This window comes from Gemmatimonadales bacterium (genome assembly GCA_036279355.1).
Taxonomy (GTDB): domain Bacteria; phylum Gemmatimonadota; class Gemmatimonadetes; order Gemmatimonadales; family GWC2-71-9; genus DASQPE01.
Window position 1 is genome coordinate 136,771 of the sequence record DASUJH010000028.1, and the last position, 14,351, is coordinate 151,121.

The 14,351-nt window shown below is 70.6% G+C and carries 16 protein-coding genes and 1 riboswitch; of the genes, 2 read left to right on the top strand and 14 right to left on the bottom strand.

Annotated features, from left to right (window positions below; genetic code table 11):
- Position 1 precedes the first annotated feature (1 nt).
- The 11 genes from VFW66_08140 to VFW66_08190 all read right to left on the bottom strand — a co-directional run bounded on the left by VFW66_08140 (position 2) and on the right by VFW66_08190 (position 9,845).
- Positions 2 to 1,426: an efflux RND transporter periplasmic adaptor subunit gene (locus tag VFW66_08140; GenBank protein ID HEX5386651.1), complete on the bottom strand. Its 1,425-nt coding sequence runs from the start codon at positions 1,424 to 1,426 to the stop codon at positions 2 to 4.
- The gene (locus VFW66_08145) at positions 1,426 to 2,181 is read right to left on the bottom strand and encodes an ABC transporter ATP-binding protein (GenBank protein HEX5386652.1); all 756 of its coding nucleotides are present in this window, start codon (positions 2,179 to 2,181) and stop codon (positions 1,426 to 1,428) included. The genes VFW66_08140 and VFW66_08145 overlap by 1 nt, the downstream gene beginning before the upstream one ends.
- Complete coding sequence (locus tag VFW66_08150) at positions 2,178 to 3,512, bottom strand: TolC family protein (protein ID HEX5386653.1); 1,335 nt, start codon at positions 3,510 to 3,512, stop codon at positions 2,178 to 2,180. Before VFW66_08150 ends, VFW66_08145 begins: the two co-directional genes overlap by 4 nt.
- The gene (locus VFW66_08155; GenBank protein HEX5386654.1) at positions 3,509 to 3,904 is read right to left on the bottom strand and encodes a periplasmic heavy metal sensor; all 396 of its coding nucleotides are present in this window, start codon (positions 3,902 to 3,904) and stop codon (positions 3,509 to 3,511) included. Before VFW66_08155 ends, VFW66_08150 begins: the two co-directional genes overlap by 4 nt.
- Entirely contained in the window at positions 3,901 to 4,254 is a 354-nt protein-coding gene (locus tag VFW66_08160) for a hypothetical protein (GenBank protein HEX5386655.1), read from the bottom strand. The genes VFW66_08155 and VFW66_08160 overlap by 4 nt, the downstream gene beginning before the upstream one ends.
- A complete protein-coding gene (locus VFW66_08165; GenBank protein ID HEX5386656.1) occupies positions 4,251 to 4,790 on the bottom strand; it encodes a sigma-70 family RNA polymerase sigma factor in 540 nt (179 codons plus the stop codon). Before VFW66_08165 ends, VFW66_08160 begins: the two co-directional genes overlap by 4 nt.
- A 75-nt stretch (positions 4,791 to 4,865) precedes the next feature.
- Positions 4,866 to 6,269: a phospholipase D-like domain-containing protein gene (locus tag VFW66_08170; GenBank protein HEX5386657.1), complete on the bottom strand. Its 1,404-nt coding sequence runs from the start codon at positions 6,267 to 6,269 to the stop codon at positions 4,866 to 4,868.
- A complete protein-coding gene (locus VFW66_08175; GenBank protein HEX5386658.1) occupies positions 6,266 to 6,859 on the bottom strand; it encodes an HD domain-containing protein in 594 nt (197 codons plus the stop codon). Before VFW66_08175 ends, VFW66_08170 begins: the two co-directional genes overlap by 4 nt.
- Positions 6,856 to 7,176 carry a hypothetical protein gene (locus VFW66_08180; GenBank protein ID HEX5386659.1) on the bottom strand — a complete coding sequence of 107 codons (321 nt, stop codon included), beginning with the start codon at positions 7,174 to 7,176 and terminating at the stop codon, positions 6,856 to 6,858. Before VFW66_08180 ends, VFW66_08175 begins: the two co-directional genes overlap by 4 nt.
- 91 nt (positions 7,177 to 7,267) lie before the next feature.
- On the bottom strand, positions 7,268 to 7,717 hold the full coding sequence (locus tag VFW66_08185; GenBank protein HEX5386660.1) for a peptidylprolyl isomerase: 450 nt from the start codon (positions 7,715 to 7,717) through the stop codon (positions 7,268 to 7,270).
- A 22-nt stretch (positions 7,718 to 7,739) separates the two neighbouring features.
- Positions 7,740 to 9,845 carry a thioredoxin domain-containing protein gene (locus VFW66_08190; protein HEX5386661.1) on the bottom strand — a complete coding sequence of 702 codons (2,106 nt, stop codon included), beginning with the start codon at positions 9,843 to 9,845 and terminating at the stop codon, positions 7,740 to 7,742.
- 109 nt (positions 9,846 to 9,954) lie between these two features.
- Positions 9,955 to 10,020: riboswitch (Fluoride riboswitch) on the top strand.
- A gap of 71 nt (positions 10,021 to 10,091) precedes the next feature.
- Between VFW66_08190 and VFW66_08195 the strand changes: the two genes are divergently transcribed.
- Both VFW66_08195 and VFW66_08200 read left to right on the top strand, forming a co-directional pair.
- Positions 10,092 to 11,267 (top strand): cation:proton antiporter, encoded by a 1,176-nt coding sequence (locus VFW66_08195; protein ID HEX5386662.1) that lies wholly within the window; start codon positions 10,092 to 10,094, stop codon positions 11,265 to 11,267.
- 51 nt (positions 11,268 to 11,318) lie between these two features.
- Positions 11,319 to 13,052 carry a dynamin family protein gene (locus VFW66_08200; protein ID HEX5386663.1) on the top strand — a complete coding sequence of 578 codons (1,734 nt, stop codon included), beginning with the start codon at positions 11,319 to 11,321 and terminating at the stop codon, positions 13,050 to 13,052.
- On the opposite strand, the gene VFW66_08205 is transcribed toward VFW66_08200, so the two are convergent.
- Genes VFW66_08205 through crcB form a run of 3 tightly spaced genes read right to left on the bottom strand, consistent with a single transcriptional unit; the run spans position 13,041 to position 14,333 of the window.
- On the bottom strand, positions 13,041 to 13,490 hold the full coding sequence (locus tag VFW66_08205; protein HEX5386664.1) for a hypothetical protein: 450 nt from the start codon (positions 13,488 to 13,490) through the stop codon (positions 13,041 to 13,043). The two genes, VFW66_08200 and VFW66_08205, sit on opposite strands and share 12 nt — an antisense overlap.
- 21 nt (positions 13,491 to 13,511) lie before the next feature.
- Positions 13,512 to 13,931, bottom strand: coding sequence for a DUF190 domain-containing protein (locus VFW66_08210; GenBank protein ID HEX5386665.1), 420 nt, complete (start codon positions 13,929 to 13,931; stop codon positions 13,512 to 13,514).
- 12 nt (positions 13,932 to 13,943) lie between these two features.
- On the bottom strand, positions 13,944 to 14,333 hold the full coding sequence (gene crcB / locus VFW66_08215; protein HEX5386666.1) for a fluoride efflux transporter CrcB: 390 nt from the start codon (positions 14,331 to 14,333) through the stop codon (positions 13,944 to 13,946).
- Positions 14,334 to 14,351 lie beyond the last annotated feature (18 nt).

Genomic DNA, 14,351 nt, shown 5'->3' on the forward strand with positions numbered 1-14,351 from the left:
GTTAGTGGCTCTGCCCCGGCGGGGTTGCCTGCGAGCGCGCCTGCGGTGACTGCGGCGGCCGCCCGGGTTGCTGCTGCATGCCCGGCACCGCGCCACCGCCGGTGACCCGGTTCACCCGATCCTTGAAGTCCTGCTGCGACCGCACCAGGCTTGCGCTCGGAAGGAGCAGCACCGAGTCACCCGGGCTGAGCCCCGACAATACCTGGCTGTAGTCGAGGTCGGTGAGCCCGGTGCGAATGGTGCGCGGCACCGGCGCCCCGCCGTGCTTCACGAAGACGATGTACTGGCCGCTATAGACGTAGCCCGCACCGCCTCGAGCCGAGTCGCCGCTCGCCACGCCTCCTGAGGCGCCTCGGGCGCGGGCACCCCGACCGCGTGCGCCGGGCGCTGTGGCTCCGCGGCCGGCCGCCCCGGTCGAATCACCTCGCGCCCCGCCCGCGGCGCCGGCGGCGGGCCGGCTGCTCGCGAGCTCCGCGTGCACCTGGTCCGGCGGAAGTCCGAGCACCTGCGCGGCCGAGGCTACGTCCTTCTGCGTGCGCAGCGCGGCGTTCGGCACCGCGAGCACGCTGTCTGCCCGCCCGACATGAATCCGCACGTCGCAGTTCATCCCGGGCAGCAGCTCGTTATTGATGTTCTGCACCCGGACCCGCACGGGAAACATCGTGACGTTCTGCGAGGTGGTGTCGTTGGGTTCGACCTTGAGCACCTCGCCCTCGAACGGCTGGTTGGGATACGCGTTCACCGTCACCGTGGCGCGCATGCCCGAGCGGATCTTGCCGATGTCGGTCTCATCCACCAGCGTCACCGCCTGGACGAGCCGGAGGTCGGCCATGCGCATGAGCACGGTGCCGCCGCCCACGTTGCTCGTGGCCGAGGCGATCTGCTGCCCGCGCTCGATGCTCTTTTCGATGATCGTGCCGGTGATGGGCGCACGGACGTCGGTGTCTTCCAGCAGGATCTTTGCGTTGTCCACCTCGATCTGGGCCTTGACCAGGTTGGCCTGCGCGTTGGCAAAGGCGAGCTGCGCCTGCTCGCTCTCCTGCACCGTGGCGGACTGCTCCTTGAGCAACTGATTGGTCCGGTCACGCTCGACCCGGGCGTTGTCGAGCTGGGCCTTGGCGACGTCGAGATCCGCCTTGGCCTGGTCGTAGCTGTTCCGCGGGAGCCGCGGGTCGATCTGCACGAGCGGCGCGCCGCGCTGGACCGTCTGTCCCGTTTCGGCCGAGAGCTTGATCACCTCGCCCGATGCGCGGGAGCGCACTTCCACGACGGTGTCGGGCTCGATCACCCCGGAGGCGAGCGCCGACACCACGATGTCCCGCCGTTCGACCGGAACGGCCTGATACACCGGAGCCGGCACAGCCTTGTGACACGCGAGTGCGGCCGGCACCGTGGCGAGGAGTGTAACGAGCAGTCTCGGGCGCATCAGCTTCTCCCCGGGGTGGCGAAGTCCCGCTCGACCCGGCCGTCCTTCAGGTGAATCTGGCGGCGGGCATAGTTGGCGATGTCGGCTTCGTGGGTCACGAGCACGATCGTCTGTCCGCCGCGATGCAGCTCCTCGAAGAGCGCGAGGATCTCGTAGCTGGTGCTGCTGTCGAGATTTCCGGTCGGCTCGTCGGCGAGCAGAATCGAGGGCTGATTCACCAGCGCGCGGGCGATGGCCACACGCTGGCGCTGGCCGCCCGACAGCTCGTTGGGCCGATGCTGCATCCGGTCGGCGAGCCCCACGCGCTCGAGGGCCGCGGTGGCCTGCTCGCGGCGTGCCCTCGCCCCGATGCCGGCGTAGACCAGCGGCAGCTCGACGTTGTGCAGCGCGGTGGCGCGCGGCAGCAGGTTGAAGGTCTGAAACACGAACCCGATCTCGCGGTTGCGGATGCGGGCGAGGGCGTCGTCGTCGAGCTCCGACACCCGGTGCCCGTTGAGCCAGTACTCGCCCGTGGTCGGCGTGTCGAGGCAGCCGATCACGTTCATCAGGGTCGATTTGCCCGAGCCGGAGGGGCCCATGATGGCGACGAACTCGTTGCGCCGGATCGTGAGGTCTGCCCCGCGGAGCGCGTGCACCACCTCGCTTCCCATGTCGTAGTCGCGCCGGAGGTTCCGGGTGACGATCACGGCGTCGGCGGGAACGTCGGCCGGCAGGCGCGCCATGCGCTCCGCGGTATTCTCGAGGGTCGCGGTCATAGGTGTCTCCCCAGGACGCCTTCGATCTGGGCCTTGGCACGGAGATAGTCGAACCGGGCGCTCACCACGTCCACCTCGGCCTGGGTGAGCGTTTCCTGCGCGGTGAGCACGTCCACGATCGTGGCGACGCCAGCCCGGTACCGGTCCTGCTGCACCCGGAGCGCTTCGGTGCCCGCGGCAACGCTCGTTTGGGCGATGTCGATCCGCTGGCGCGCGGCATCGAGCGCCGCCGCCTCGGCGATCACGACCGACTGCACGGCGCGGCGCGCGTCCTGGGCCTGCGCTTCCGCCAGGTCCACCTGGCTTTCCTGCTGCACGATCGTCTGCTCGCGCTCGAACCGGTTGAAGATCGGCCAGCTCAACTGAAGCGCAAGCTGGCGCTGGTTGATGAGGTCGTAGTCGCTCCGGCTCGATGCGTTGAAGTTGGCGCCGGCGCTGAGCGAGACCGTGGGCCAGTAATTGCCCTTGGCGCTCCGGAGCGCGGCCCGGCTGGCAGCAGCGAGCGCGGTGCTACTCTGCACCTGCGGCGCGGAATCGGCGGCAGCGCGCGCGAGCGCTCCGGCGTCGAGCGAATCCGCCATGCGATACAGGCTCGAGTCGTCCACCGCGGCCACCCGCCCGTCGGCGCCTACCTGTCGGGCCAGCGCCGCTTCGGCCGCGGCGAGCCCGCTCTGCGCGGTGAGCAGATCGGCGCGCGCGGTGCCAAGTGCCACCAGCGACTGCAGCGAATCGGCGCGGGTGGCGCTGCCCACGCGGAGCTTGGCGGCGCTCACCTTGAGTTGCTCCTCGGCCCGGCGGACGCTGGCCTCGCGCACCCGGACCAGTTGCCCGGCCGCGAGCGCGTCGAGGAACGCGCTCGTGGTGGTGAGGCGCTGCTGGTACCTCGCGTTCACGAGCCCGCTCTCCGCGGCCGCGGTCTCAGCTCGGGCCGCGGCGGAGTTGGCGCCACGCCGGAATCCGGTGAAGACATCCACGCTCGCGTTGAGTCCGAACGAAAGCGTCTGCGTCGTACTGCCACCCGGCAGGACAAGGCCAGTTGTGCGGTCGAGCACCGGCTGGCCCGAGTACAGCGTGGCACCGGAGCCGGAGGCGGTAACGCTCGGGAGGTACGCGCCGAACGCGGCCCGCCGCGCCGCGCCCGCATCCTCCAGTGCGCCCTGCGCCTGCACGACGGCCGGCTGGACTCGCTGCGCCCGGCGAAGGGCCTCATCCAGGGTGACCGACTGTGTCGCGGCGGGCGCGGCCGGCTGCTGGGCTGCGCCGATCGCGGGCTGGATCCAGAGGACGATGGCGAGCACCTGCGCCGTCTTGCGACGCCTCGCCGTCCTCACCGGTCCGCGCCGTTCGGCGGAGGCGGTCCGGGGCGCCGGTGTCCGCGATGTGAGGTGAGCTCGGCAAACTTCCGCTGCTGCGCGGTGTCGAGCTGCGCCGAAATCTCGCCATTCAGCGACCGCTCCAACTCGCGAAGCCGGGGCTGGAAATCACGCCAGAGCGAGTCCATCTCCGGCCGGTGGCGCTCGAGGATGAGCCGGACGCTGTCCCGCTGCGCGGCATTCAGATCGAGCCTCCGCGCGAGGCGGTCGGCCATGGCGGCGGGAGTGCGTGCACGGGCGCGCGCCATGACGTGGCGCCTGGCCAGGGCACGCCCCTCGAAGCCGACAAGCAGTCCGATGATGAATACCGCGACGAGCAGCGCCGCCGCACGCCAACGCGTGCCGTTCATGGTGCCTCCAGGAGTGAGTCGAGCACGATACCGGGTCCGCCCGGCTGCGCCGTGAGCAAGGTGGCGGGCGCGCCCACCGGCACGATTGCCTCGGCGACGTCGAGCTGCTCGATACCTTGCTCATCGGCGCGAGCTTCGAGCGCGAGCCCCGCGCCGATGAGCAGGGCGGCCGCGATGCCGGGACCGGCCCAGCGCGCGAGCGAGTCCCAGAGCGCCGCGGCGCGGCCGCCGGCGGCGCTCGCGAGCACCCGCGCGACGAACGCGTCGTGGCCGCCCGGATCGAGATGCTCGCGCAGCAGGTGCCCGAGCGCGGGGTCGGCGCCGGAGTGGAAGACTTCGTCGCCCGTCATGTGACCTCCTCGAGGAAGGGCGTCAACTGCCGGCGCAGCGCCCGCCGGGCATGAAAGACATCGGATCGCACCGTGCCTTCAGGTATGTCGAGCAGATCGGCGATCTCGGCGTGCGAATACCCCTCGGCGTCGAACAACGTGACCGCGATCCGCGAACGCTCGGGAAGCCGCTCGAGCGCCTCGGCCAGCGCGTCGCGCATGAGCGCGCGGGCGGCGTCGCGGTCGGGGCCGGGCCGGCGCTCGGCGTGCTCGGCGAGCGGCTCGGTGGCGCGCACCCGGCGCTTGCGGCGAAGGTCGCGCGCGGCGTTCATCACGATCTGCATCAGCCAGGCGCGGAACGGGCGGCGGGGGTCGTATCGCTCGACCATCTGCCATGCCCGGAGAAAAGCCTCCTGTACGGCGTCGTCCGCATCGGCGTCGTCGCGCAGCACCAGCCGGGCGAGCCGCCGGGCGGTGGGCGTGAACTCGGTCACCATGCGTGCGAACGCATCGGGATCGCCCGCGGCAAGGCGGGCGGAGAGTTCGGGATCGTGCACTCCGAAGGATACGCGCGAGGGGCGGCCGCCGTTGAAGCGCCGGGCGTCAGGTCGCCATGTCGGGGGTGGGTGGGTCTAGCGGTCCACCCTCCGCCGGAAGGCCTCCGCGGCGGCGGCGAGCGCAAACCAGACGCAGACGAGGCCGAATCCATAGGCCATAGGGCGGGGCAGCACGAGGAACAGCAGACCGAGGATGATGAGGACGATGCTGACCGGGACGTAGATCGAACGGCGAGCGGCGCTGATGAGGGTGCGCGCGGCGATGGCGGCCCGGCCCCGGAATTCGCGCCGGGCGCGGCGCTGCGAAAGCTCGAGAGCGGCCCCCGACGGGCGCCGGTGCAGCCCCGACGGCATCACGCGCTGCAGCGAGCGGGGCCCGCGAAGCAGGCGGCGTTCCACCTCGAAGCTCCGCGAGAGATCGCGCGCGAACTGGGCCTCCAGATCCCGCGCGAACCCCGGGTCGTCGATGAGCACGTCGATTTCGTAATTCCCCAGCAGGCTGGAGGCATTGAGGTTGCTCGTCCCGATCCGTGCCCAGCGCCCATCCGCCACCATCGTCTTGGCGTGCAGCATCGGGCCGGCCCACTCGAAGATCCGGATGCCGGCGCGGAGCAGGTTGCGGTAGCCGACCCGAGTAATATTGCGCACCAGCGGCAGATCGCTGGCGCCCGGCACGAGCAGCCGGATGTCGGCGCCGTCGCGCGCGGCTTCGACCAGCGCCTGAAAGAGCCGCGGTGGTGGGACCAGATAGGCGTCGGTGATCCAGAGCCGCGCGATGCTGCCGGCGGTGAGATACTCGAGCGTGCGATACGCGCGCTCGCGCCCCGGCTCGCCCACCACGACCCGTACCTCGGCGTCGCCGCAGGCGGGAGGGTCCGCGGCACCGGCTTCATCGGGTGGGAGCGGCGGGCCGGCAAGGCGCCAGGTGCCGGCGAACGCCGCGTCGAGCGCGGCCGCGGCGGGTCCCTCGATCTCGACGCCGGTGTCGCGCCAGGGCGGTACGCCGTGCGCCGGGTCGCCCGCCCACTCATCGCCGATGCATTGGCCGCCGATCACGCCGCGGCACCCATCCGCAATGACCACCTTGCGGTGGTTGCGGCTCAGGTTGGCGAAGATCCGGAGCGGATGAGGCGCATTGAAGCGGCGGACGTCGACGCCCGCCTCGCGCAGAAAGCGCCAGTAGCCGCGCCCGGTGCCGATGGAGCCCAGCCAGTCGTAGAGCACGCGCACCCGCACGCCATCGCGCGCGCGTGCGGCCAGCGCCTGCGCAAAGCGCCACCCGGTGCGGTCGTCGCGGATGATATAGTTTTCGAGGTGAACGGTGCTGCCGGCGCGCGCGATGAGGTCGAGCATCACCTCATACGTGCCGGGGCCATCGAGCAGGAGGCGCACGCGATTACCCGGGATCGGCCGTGCCGAGGCCGCGCGATTCACCGCCACCTCGATCGGACGCAGCGCGTCCGGCGCGGGCCCGGTCATGCCGCGCCTAGGCCGAGCCGTTCTTCGTGGGGGCGGAGGGCCGCGAGCACGAACGCGATGTGCTCGTCGAGCGGCACCCCGATCTCCTCGGCGCTGCGGCGAACGTCCTCGCGGTTCACGCCGCGCGCAAACGCCTTGTCCTTGAGTTTCTTGATCACGCTAGCCGGCGCGAGGTCCGCGAGGCTCCGCGACGGGCGCACGAGCGCGCAGGCCACGAGGAACCCGCACAGCTCATCCACGGCAAAGAGCGCCTGCGCCAGCGGGGTGTCGCGCGGCACGCCGGTGTAGTCCGCGTGGCCGAGAATGGCGCGGCACATCGGCTCGGGAAAGCCCTGGACGGCGAGCAGCCGCACGCCTTCGCTCGGGTGCTCCCGATCCGCCGCGTGCGCCTCGTTAGGGAAGCGCTCGTAGTCGAAGTCGTGCAGCAGGCCGACGAGCCCCCATGCGTCGGGATCTTCGCCGGCCCGCTCCGCCATGGCGCGCATGGCGAGCTCGACCGCGTACATGTGCCGGCGCAACGACTCGGAGGTGGTGTATTCGTGCACCAGCGCGAGCGCGCGCTCGCGCGCCCACGCGGAATCGGCGGTCATGACTGGTTCTCGATCCCGTCGGCATGGGCGGCGGTGAGGGCCACGCGGGTCGTAGCCTCGCCGTCGAGCACGATCTCGAAAGCGTACTGGCCGGGGGCCGGAAGGGGCACGTCGAACACGAGCACCGCCCCCGCCTCGACATCGACCACGCCCGCGGGGGGCTCGCCGAACTGTACGGTGCCTTCGCCGCCCAGCAGCTCGGTGCCCGCCGCGTCGAGGAGCCTGATCCGCATCGTATGCACGCCGATCTCGGTACGGCGCCCACGCACCCGGATCACCAGGTGGGTGCGCGGATGCATGGCCGGGAATGCGGTCACCCAGACGTGCTGAAAGATGCCGAGAACGGAGAGCTTGCCCTGCTGGTCGATCAGGGCGTAGTCGGCGAGAACCGCGAAATCGACGTGCAGCTCACCCTACCCGGATCGAGTTGATCGTGTCGTTCGGCTGGATCCGGTTCACCACGTCCATGCCCTTCGTCACCTGGCCAAAAACGGTGTGGACCCGGTCGAGATGCGCCTGCGGCGAATGGCAGATGAAGAACTGGCTGCCTCCGGTGTCCTTGCCCGCGTGCGCCATGGACAATGTGCCCGCGACGTGTTTGTGGGTGTTGAGGTGAGTCTCGCACTTGATCTTGTAGCCGGGGCCGCCGGTGCCGACGCGCGGGTTGCCGGGATCCCGGGAAAGCGGATCGCCGCCCTGGATCATGAAGTTCTGGATCACGCGATGGAAGCGGGTGCCGTCGTAGAACTCGCCGTTGGCGAGCTTCTCGAAGTTGGCCACGGTATTCGGGACCTCGTCATCGAACAGATCGGCGACGATGGTGCCCTTGCTGGTCTCGATCGTTGCGGTCTTGGACACGGGCTCCTCGGCGAATGAGGCGTCAGGAAGACTCCAATGTAGCGGCCGGCGCGCGGGCGCGCAGTTCGGCTTGCCAGGCCGCTTCGTCAACCGCCGGCGGGCTGCACGCGGTGCCGCGACACGCATAGGCCGCCGCCGCGGGGCCGCGGGCGAGCATTCCGGCGAGCGCGGGCGGGAGCGTCGATCGCCCCACGTCGTCCGGCGTGAGGCGCCGCACCACGCGCCTCGGTGCGTACGCGGCGAGCGCCGTGCGGTACATCCGGGCGGCGAGGGGGTCGCGAGCGGCGCCGGTCACGACGAATTCATTTGGCGCGCCGAGGTAGCGGTCGAGGGCGAGCAGATAGGTGGCGCCGTGCAGCCCCAACTCCGCGGCGCGGCCGGCAAACGCGCGGAGCACCTCACCTGCCCGTTCGCGCCAGCGCGCGTCGCCGGTGAGCTCGTGCAGCCGTACCGAGACGGCGGCGGCCACGCCATTGGCTGATGGGGTCGGCGTGTCCTCGACCGGTTTGATGGCGGCCGGGAGCAGTCCCTCGCCCACTTCGGGTGCGCGCGCCCGATCGAAAAAGCCGCCGCCCTTCGGGTCGCGGTAGTCGCGCCAGACCCGGTCCATGAGCCGCTCGGCCCACTCGAGCCACGCGAGGTCTCCGGTGGCTTCGTACGCGTCGAGCGCCGCGGCGGCCGCTTGCACCTGGTCGTCCAGCAACCCCCCGAGTCCACCCGGCGTGTGCGCCACCGCGTCCGGCTCGGGCGCCTCGCGGCGAATCCGCTCCAGCGTCGCGATGGCGTGGGCATGCGCCCATTCCTCATCGAGTACGGCGCCCGCGCGGAGCATCGCGGAGGCCATCATCGCGTTCCAATTGGTGTAGCGCGTGCGATCGACGAAAGGCGCGGTGCGCAGCGCCCGCGCCGCTCTGAGCTTTGCGTCGGCGGAGGCGAGGAGCTGAGCCGCGGCATCGGGGGCGACGCCCAAGCGCACCGCGACCGCGGAGAGCGTTGCCGGCACATGAAGCACGTTCTTCGCCGGGTCGTGGTGCATCTCGCCGGCGGTGCCGATGTCATAGTAGGCGGCGGCCATCTCAAATTCGGCGGGCGCCAGCACCGCGGCCGCCTCGTCGCGGGTCCAGGTGAAGTAGTCGCCGTCATCGTCGAGGCCCACGTCCGCGTCCTGACTCGCGGCGTAGCCGCCGTCGGGGTCTGCCATTACCTCGCGCACCCAATGCACGATGCCGCGGGCCACGTCAGCGTACGCCTCCACGCCGAGTGCGGCACAGGCATCGGAGTACGCGATGAGCAGCTCCGAGTTGTCATACGACATCTTCTCGAAATGGGGCACGATCCACTCGGCATCCACGCTGTAGCGATGGAAGCCGCCGCCCAGATGATCGCGGATGCCGCCGGCCGCCATCCCGTCAAGCGTGCCGACTACCGCCTCGCGGAGGCGGCGGGCCGCGGGGCCGCCGTCCGCTGCATCCCACCAGCGCCCGAGGAGGAACTCGATCGCACGCGGATGCGGAAACTTGGGCTGGGTCCCGAATCCGCCGTGCGCAGCGTCGTACGCGCCGAGCATGAGATCGGCGGCTCCCTCGAGCAGCCGCGGCGACAGCTCGCCGGCAAGCCCGTCGTCGAGGTGACGGCCGAGCACGTCGCCGACGGCACGCGCCTGGGATTCGACCTGGCCGCGGCGCGCGCGCCATGCCTCGAGCACGCTCGCGAGCACGGTGCGGAAGCCGGGCCGCCCGTAGGCATCCTCAGGCGGGAAGTACGTGCCGCCGTAGAACACCTGGCCATCCGGCGTGAGGAAGGCGGTGAGCGGCCAGCCGCCCTGGTGGGTGAGCATCTGCACCGCGCGCTGGTAGCGGGCATCCACGTCGGGGCGCTCGTCGCGATCCACCTTCACGCAGACGAAGTTTTCATTGAGGATTTGGGCGGTGGCGGAGTTCTCGTACGACTCGCCATCCATGACGTGGCACCAGTGGCACCAGACGGCGCCGATGTCGAGCAGGATGGGACGCTCGGCCGCCCGCGCCGCGGCAAAGGCCTCGGGGCCCCACGCGTACCAGTGGATCGGCTGGTGGGCAGCGGAGCGGAGGTAGGCGGAGCGCTCGTCGGCGAGGCGGTTGGCGGCCATGCCCGGAAATATGCACGATCGAGCGGTCGGCGCGGGCTCAGGCCGGACGAAGCGCCGCCGTTCACGCGCGCCGCTTGACCGGCGGCGCGCTATACCGTACCGTACAGCCACATCGCCCGGCGATGGAGTTCGCCCGGAACCGCCGTCCCCGACGGCTGATGACTCCTGAACGGCCTGGATCGGCCGCCGGGAGATTTTTTTGTGCCGCCCTCCCTCCGCTGGTCCGCAGCATGGAGGGAGTCACCCGTGCACTCCAACGTCTGGCTGGTTGCCACCGTCTGGATGGCGCTCGCGCTTCTCGCGAGCCTGATCTCGATCCGGGTCGGCGTCTCGGTGGCGCTCGTCGAGATCCTGCTGGGCGTCGTTGCGGGCAATTTCCTCGACGTACACACGACCCCGTGGATCGATTTCCTCGCCACATTCGGATCCGGCTTGCTCACCTTTCTGGCCGGTGCCGAGATCGATCCCGATTCGCTCCGGCGCCATCTCAAGCCGGCACTGGTGATCGGGGCGGTCGGGTTCACCGCTCCATTCCTCGCCGCCGGTGCCTTCGCGTACTGGGTGGCGCACTGGGAGCGGCACGCCGCCTACATCGCCGGCATCGCGCTCTCGACCACATCGGTTGCGGTGGTGTATGCGGTGATGGTGGAGACCGGTCTCAACCGCACGGAGATCGGCAAGCTGATCCTCGCCGCCTGCTTCGTGAACGATTTCGGCACCGTGCTCGCCCTTGGCATCGTCTTCGCGAACTTCAACGGCTGGCTGGCGCTCTTCGTCGCCGTGACCGCGACCGTGCTCTGGTATCTGCCGAGGCTCACGCGCTACGTGATCCGCAGCGTAGGCCAACGGGTGAGCGAACCCGAGGTCAAGTTCGTCTTCCTGATCCTGTTCGGGCTTGGCGGATTGGCGCAGGTGGCCAGGAGCGAAGCGGTGCTGCCGGCGTATCTGGTCGGGCTGGTGATCGCCGGCGTGTTCGTGCGCGACCGCGCGCTCATGGATCGCATGCGGGCCATCGCGTTCAGCCTGCTCACGCCGTTCTACTTTCTCAAGGCCGGGCTGTACGTGTCGCTCCCCTCGGTCGCGGCCGGCGCGCTGCTCATCGCGGCGCTCCTCCTCACCAAGATGGGTTCCAAGGTGGTGGGCATCTGGCCGCTCACGCGCGCGTTCGCGTTCGAGCGCCGCGAAGGTGTGTACACGACGCTGCTCATGTCGACCGGACTCACCTTCGGGACGATCTCCGCCCTGTTCGGGCTCACCAATCACATCATCACCCAGGCGCAGTACACGGTGCTCGTTACCGTGGTGATCGGCAGCGCCATCGTCCCGACGCTCATCGCGCAACGCTGGTTCGCACCGGCGGCCGCCGGGCCGCCGGCGGTGGCGCCGCCGGCACCGGTTCCGCAGCCCGCATCGGCGATCTGAGACCAGTACGGGCCGGGAGGCCAGCTTGCTTCGAACGAATCTCCTGGTGCGATGACCGCGCGCGCGCCGCTCGATGCGCTTGCCGCGATCGGCGATGAAGCGGGGGTGCCCGGCACCGCGGCGGAAGCGCGCGAGTTGGCCGGACGTCTGGGGGCGGGCCGATTCTACGTGGCCTGCGTCGGAGAGTTCAAGCGCGGCAAATCCACGCTCATCAACTCCCTCACCGGCACCTCCGTCCTCCCAACCGGCATAGTGCCGGTCACCGCGGTGCCCACCATCCTGCGCCACGGGGACCTCGGTGCGCGCGTTCGGCTGCAGGATGGCTGGCATGCGGTGGACCCGGGAACGCTCGCCGAGTACGTCTCGGAGGCGTGCAACCCCGGGAATCGCCGTCATGTGCTCGCAGTCGAGGTCTTCGTCCCGAGCCCGCTGCTCGCACGCGGGCTCTGCCTCGTGGACACGCCTGGGCTGGGCTCGGCGGTCCAAGCCAACACCCGCGCCACGCGCGAATTTCTCCCGCACATCGACGCCGTCATCGCAGTCCTCGGCGCCGATCCACCGATCTCGGGCGAGGAGCTGAGTTTCATTGCGGAAGCGGCGGCGGGGGTCGAGATGCTGCTCGTCGTGCTCAACAAGGCCGACCGCATTCCGGCGGCGGACCGCGCGGAGGCTGCTGCGTTTACAGCGCGCCTGCTCTGCGAACGGCTCGGCCGCGCGCCGTCGCGGATCTTTGAGGTGAGTGCCCTCGCCGGCCAGCGTGATGGCGTGACGCATGGCGAATGGCTCGAGCTCTTGGCGGCGCTCGAGCAACTGCACGGCCGGGCGGCGGAGGCCGTTCTGGCCACCGCCGAGCGACGCGGGCTCGCCCGGCTGGCCGCCCGACTTACGTGGGCACTCGACGAGCGGCGCCGGGCGCTGGTGGATCCGCTCGAAACAACCGAGGCCCGCGCGCGCGCCCTCGAGGCGCTCGGTGCGGAGACGGACCGCGCGTTGAGTGATCTCGCCCCGCTGCTCGCTGCCGAACTACAACGCCTGACGCGGCAGCTTGCACGCGAGCGGGAGCGCTTTATCAGCGACGTGACTCCGCGCGGCCGGATGCTGCTGGCGGAGCGCACGAGGGCGTCCGGCGCCGCGTTCACCCGACTCGACGCGCTCGCGGCGGCCGAAGCCGTCGCGCGAGCCGTCCTCGAGCCCTGGCTCGAAGTGATGGAGCATGAGGCGTCGGGCCAGTACACCGTCGCCACGCTTCGGTTCCGCGAGCTGGCGAACCAGCTGATGGCGCGATTGCTCGGGTCGGTGCCGGGCAGGAACGGCACCTTCTCACTGCCCGAGACGGCCACCGATGGGTTCGCAACGCCGCGCCGATTCTACTTCACCGCGCTCATGCAGTACCACTACCGCGCGGCACCCGGCCGGCAGCTTGCGGAGCGGCTCATGCCGGCGGCGGTGCGCCGCCGCCGCGCCACCGCCGCCGCCAACTCCTATCTCAATCACCTGCTCGAGGTCAATGCCTCGCGCGTCGAGGGCGATCTCGCCGAGCGGATCGCGGAGAGTCGCCGGTGCCTGGAACGCGCCACGCGCGCCGAAATGCGGGAGGTGCGTCGCGCGAGCCTCGATGCGCTCGCGCGTGCACGGGCCACGCAGGAAGCCGGGGAGCGGGCCGTGGCGCACGAGCTCGGGCAAATCGAGCGCTGGCTGGAGGAAATCCGGGCGCTCATGGACTCGGGCAATCAGGCGCCGTGGCCGGCGGGATCGGGCCACGCAGCCGCCGGCTCACTCGGGTGAACGCAGGCGCGCCGCGATCGCCTCGAGGCGGCTGACCATTTCGGCAAGTGCGGGGTCAATCTCGCGCGCCACGCCCGGATCGACCTCGCCGTAGCCGGCCAGGCCGCGGGATCCGGCGTCTTCCAGATCGACGATCGCACGGCTCACGAGGGCCGCCACCCGCCGCTGCCGCGATTGGACGCGGGGCTCCAGGCCGAGCCGGTCCGCCAGCTCGCCGATGCGCTCACGGAGATCGAGCACGCGGTCGCGGACGGCGGTGCCGAATTGGGGGTTCAGGTCGCGCACGTCCTCGAGCAGCCGCGCCGGGCGAGCCGGCAGGTCGGCAAGGCGCTCGATCTCGCCGAGGGCTTCCTCCAGTTGCTCGAGGAAGACGGCGAGGTGTCGCCGCTGCGACTCGTTGAGCCGGACCGTATTCGCCGGGCGGCGCGATCGGCTCACGCTACGCCGCGCACCGACACCTTACGCGTCCGTGGCCGGCGGCGGCTCGGGCCGCCAGTGCCCTGTGCGCTCGATGTTCCAGGTGTCTCCGCGCTCCTCGGCCGGCATGCCGGGCCGATACATGATGACCCGGGCTCGCTCGAGCGTGATGAGCCCGCCGCCGATCATCTCGTCGAGCTCGGGCAGGATGGCTTCGATTCGCTCCTCCGTGTCCACGCACTCGACCACGATCGGAAGATCGAGCGAGAGCAGCTCGAGCCTGTCGGTATGCAGCTTGGAGCTGGCGCCGAACCCCATGATCGCGCGGAACACGGTGGCGCCGGCGTAATGCCGCTCGCGCAGCAGCTCGACGATGGCCTGGTACAGCGGCCGCCCGTGCCACTTGTCCCGCTCGCCGATGTGGATCCGCATCAGCGTCCGCTCGCCCTTGAATCCGTGCATGGTGACCCTCTCCTAGAGCCCCCGCCGCGCGTTCAGAATTTCGCGCGCGAGGCCGAAGCCCGCGAAAACGCCCGCGAGCGACACCGCCACGCTCAGCACGATGTACAGCGCGGCGCGGCTCGCTTCGCCGTCCTCGAGCAGCGCCGCGGTTTCATAACTGAAGGTGGAGAACGTCGTGTAGCCGCCGCAGAAGCCGGTGGTGAGAAGCGCGCGCACCTCGGGCGAGATGGCCGGCGTCTCCAGCGCGTAGCGCAGCAGGAAGCCGAGCAGGAACGAGCCGGTGATGTTGACGATGAGGGTTCCGACCGGAAATGCCACACCCGACCGCTGCTGCAGGAACGCGCCGAGAAGGAATCTGCTGGCGCTGCCGAGCGCGCCGCCGAGCGCCACGTACCAGATCATCCCGGCTCGCGAGCTTGG

Coding starts and splice junctions, on each gene's coding strand:
- VFW66_08140 (HEX5386651.1), bottom strand. CDS start 1,426: ATGCGCCCGAGACTGCTCGTTACACTCCTCGCCACGGTGCCGGCCGCA.
- VFW66_08145 (HEX5386652.1), bottom strand. CDS start 2,181: ATGACCGCGACCCTCGAGAATACCGCGGAGCGCATGGCGCGCCTGCCG.
- VFW66_08155 (HEX5386654.1), bottom strand. CDS start 3,904: ATGAACGGCACGCGTTGGCGTGCGGCGGCGCTGCTCGTCGCGGTATTC.
- VFW66_08160 (HEX5386655.1), bottom strand. CDS start 4,254: ATGACGGGCGACGAAGTCTTCCACTCCGGCGCCGACCCCGCGCTCGGG.
- VFW66_08170 (HEX5386657.1), bottom strand. CDS start 6,269: ATGACCGGGCCCGCGCCGGACGCGCTGCGTCCGATCGAGGTGGCGGTG.
- VFW66_08175 (HEX5386658.1), bottom strand. CDS start 6,859: ATGACCGCCGATTCCGCGTGGGCGCGCGAGCGCGCGCTCGCGCTGGTG.
- VFW66_08190 (HEX5386661.1), bottom strand. CDS start 9,845: ATGGCCGCCAACCGCCTCGCCGACGAGCGCTCCGCCTACCTCCGCTCC.
- VFW66_08200 (HEX5386663.1), top strand. CDS start 11,319: ATGACCGCGCGCGCGCCGCTCGATGCGCTTGCCGCGATCGGCGATGAA.
- VFW66_08210 (HEX5386665.1), bottom strand. CDS start 13,931: ATGCACGGATTCAAGGGCGAGCGGACGCTGATGCGGATCCACATCGGC.
- crcB (HEX5386666.1), bottom strand. CDS start 14,333: ATGATCTGGTACGTGGCGCTCGGCGGCGCGCTCGGCAGCGCCAGCAGA.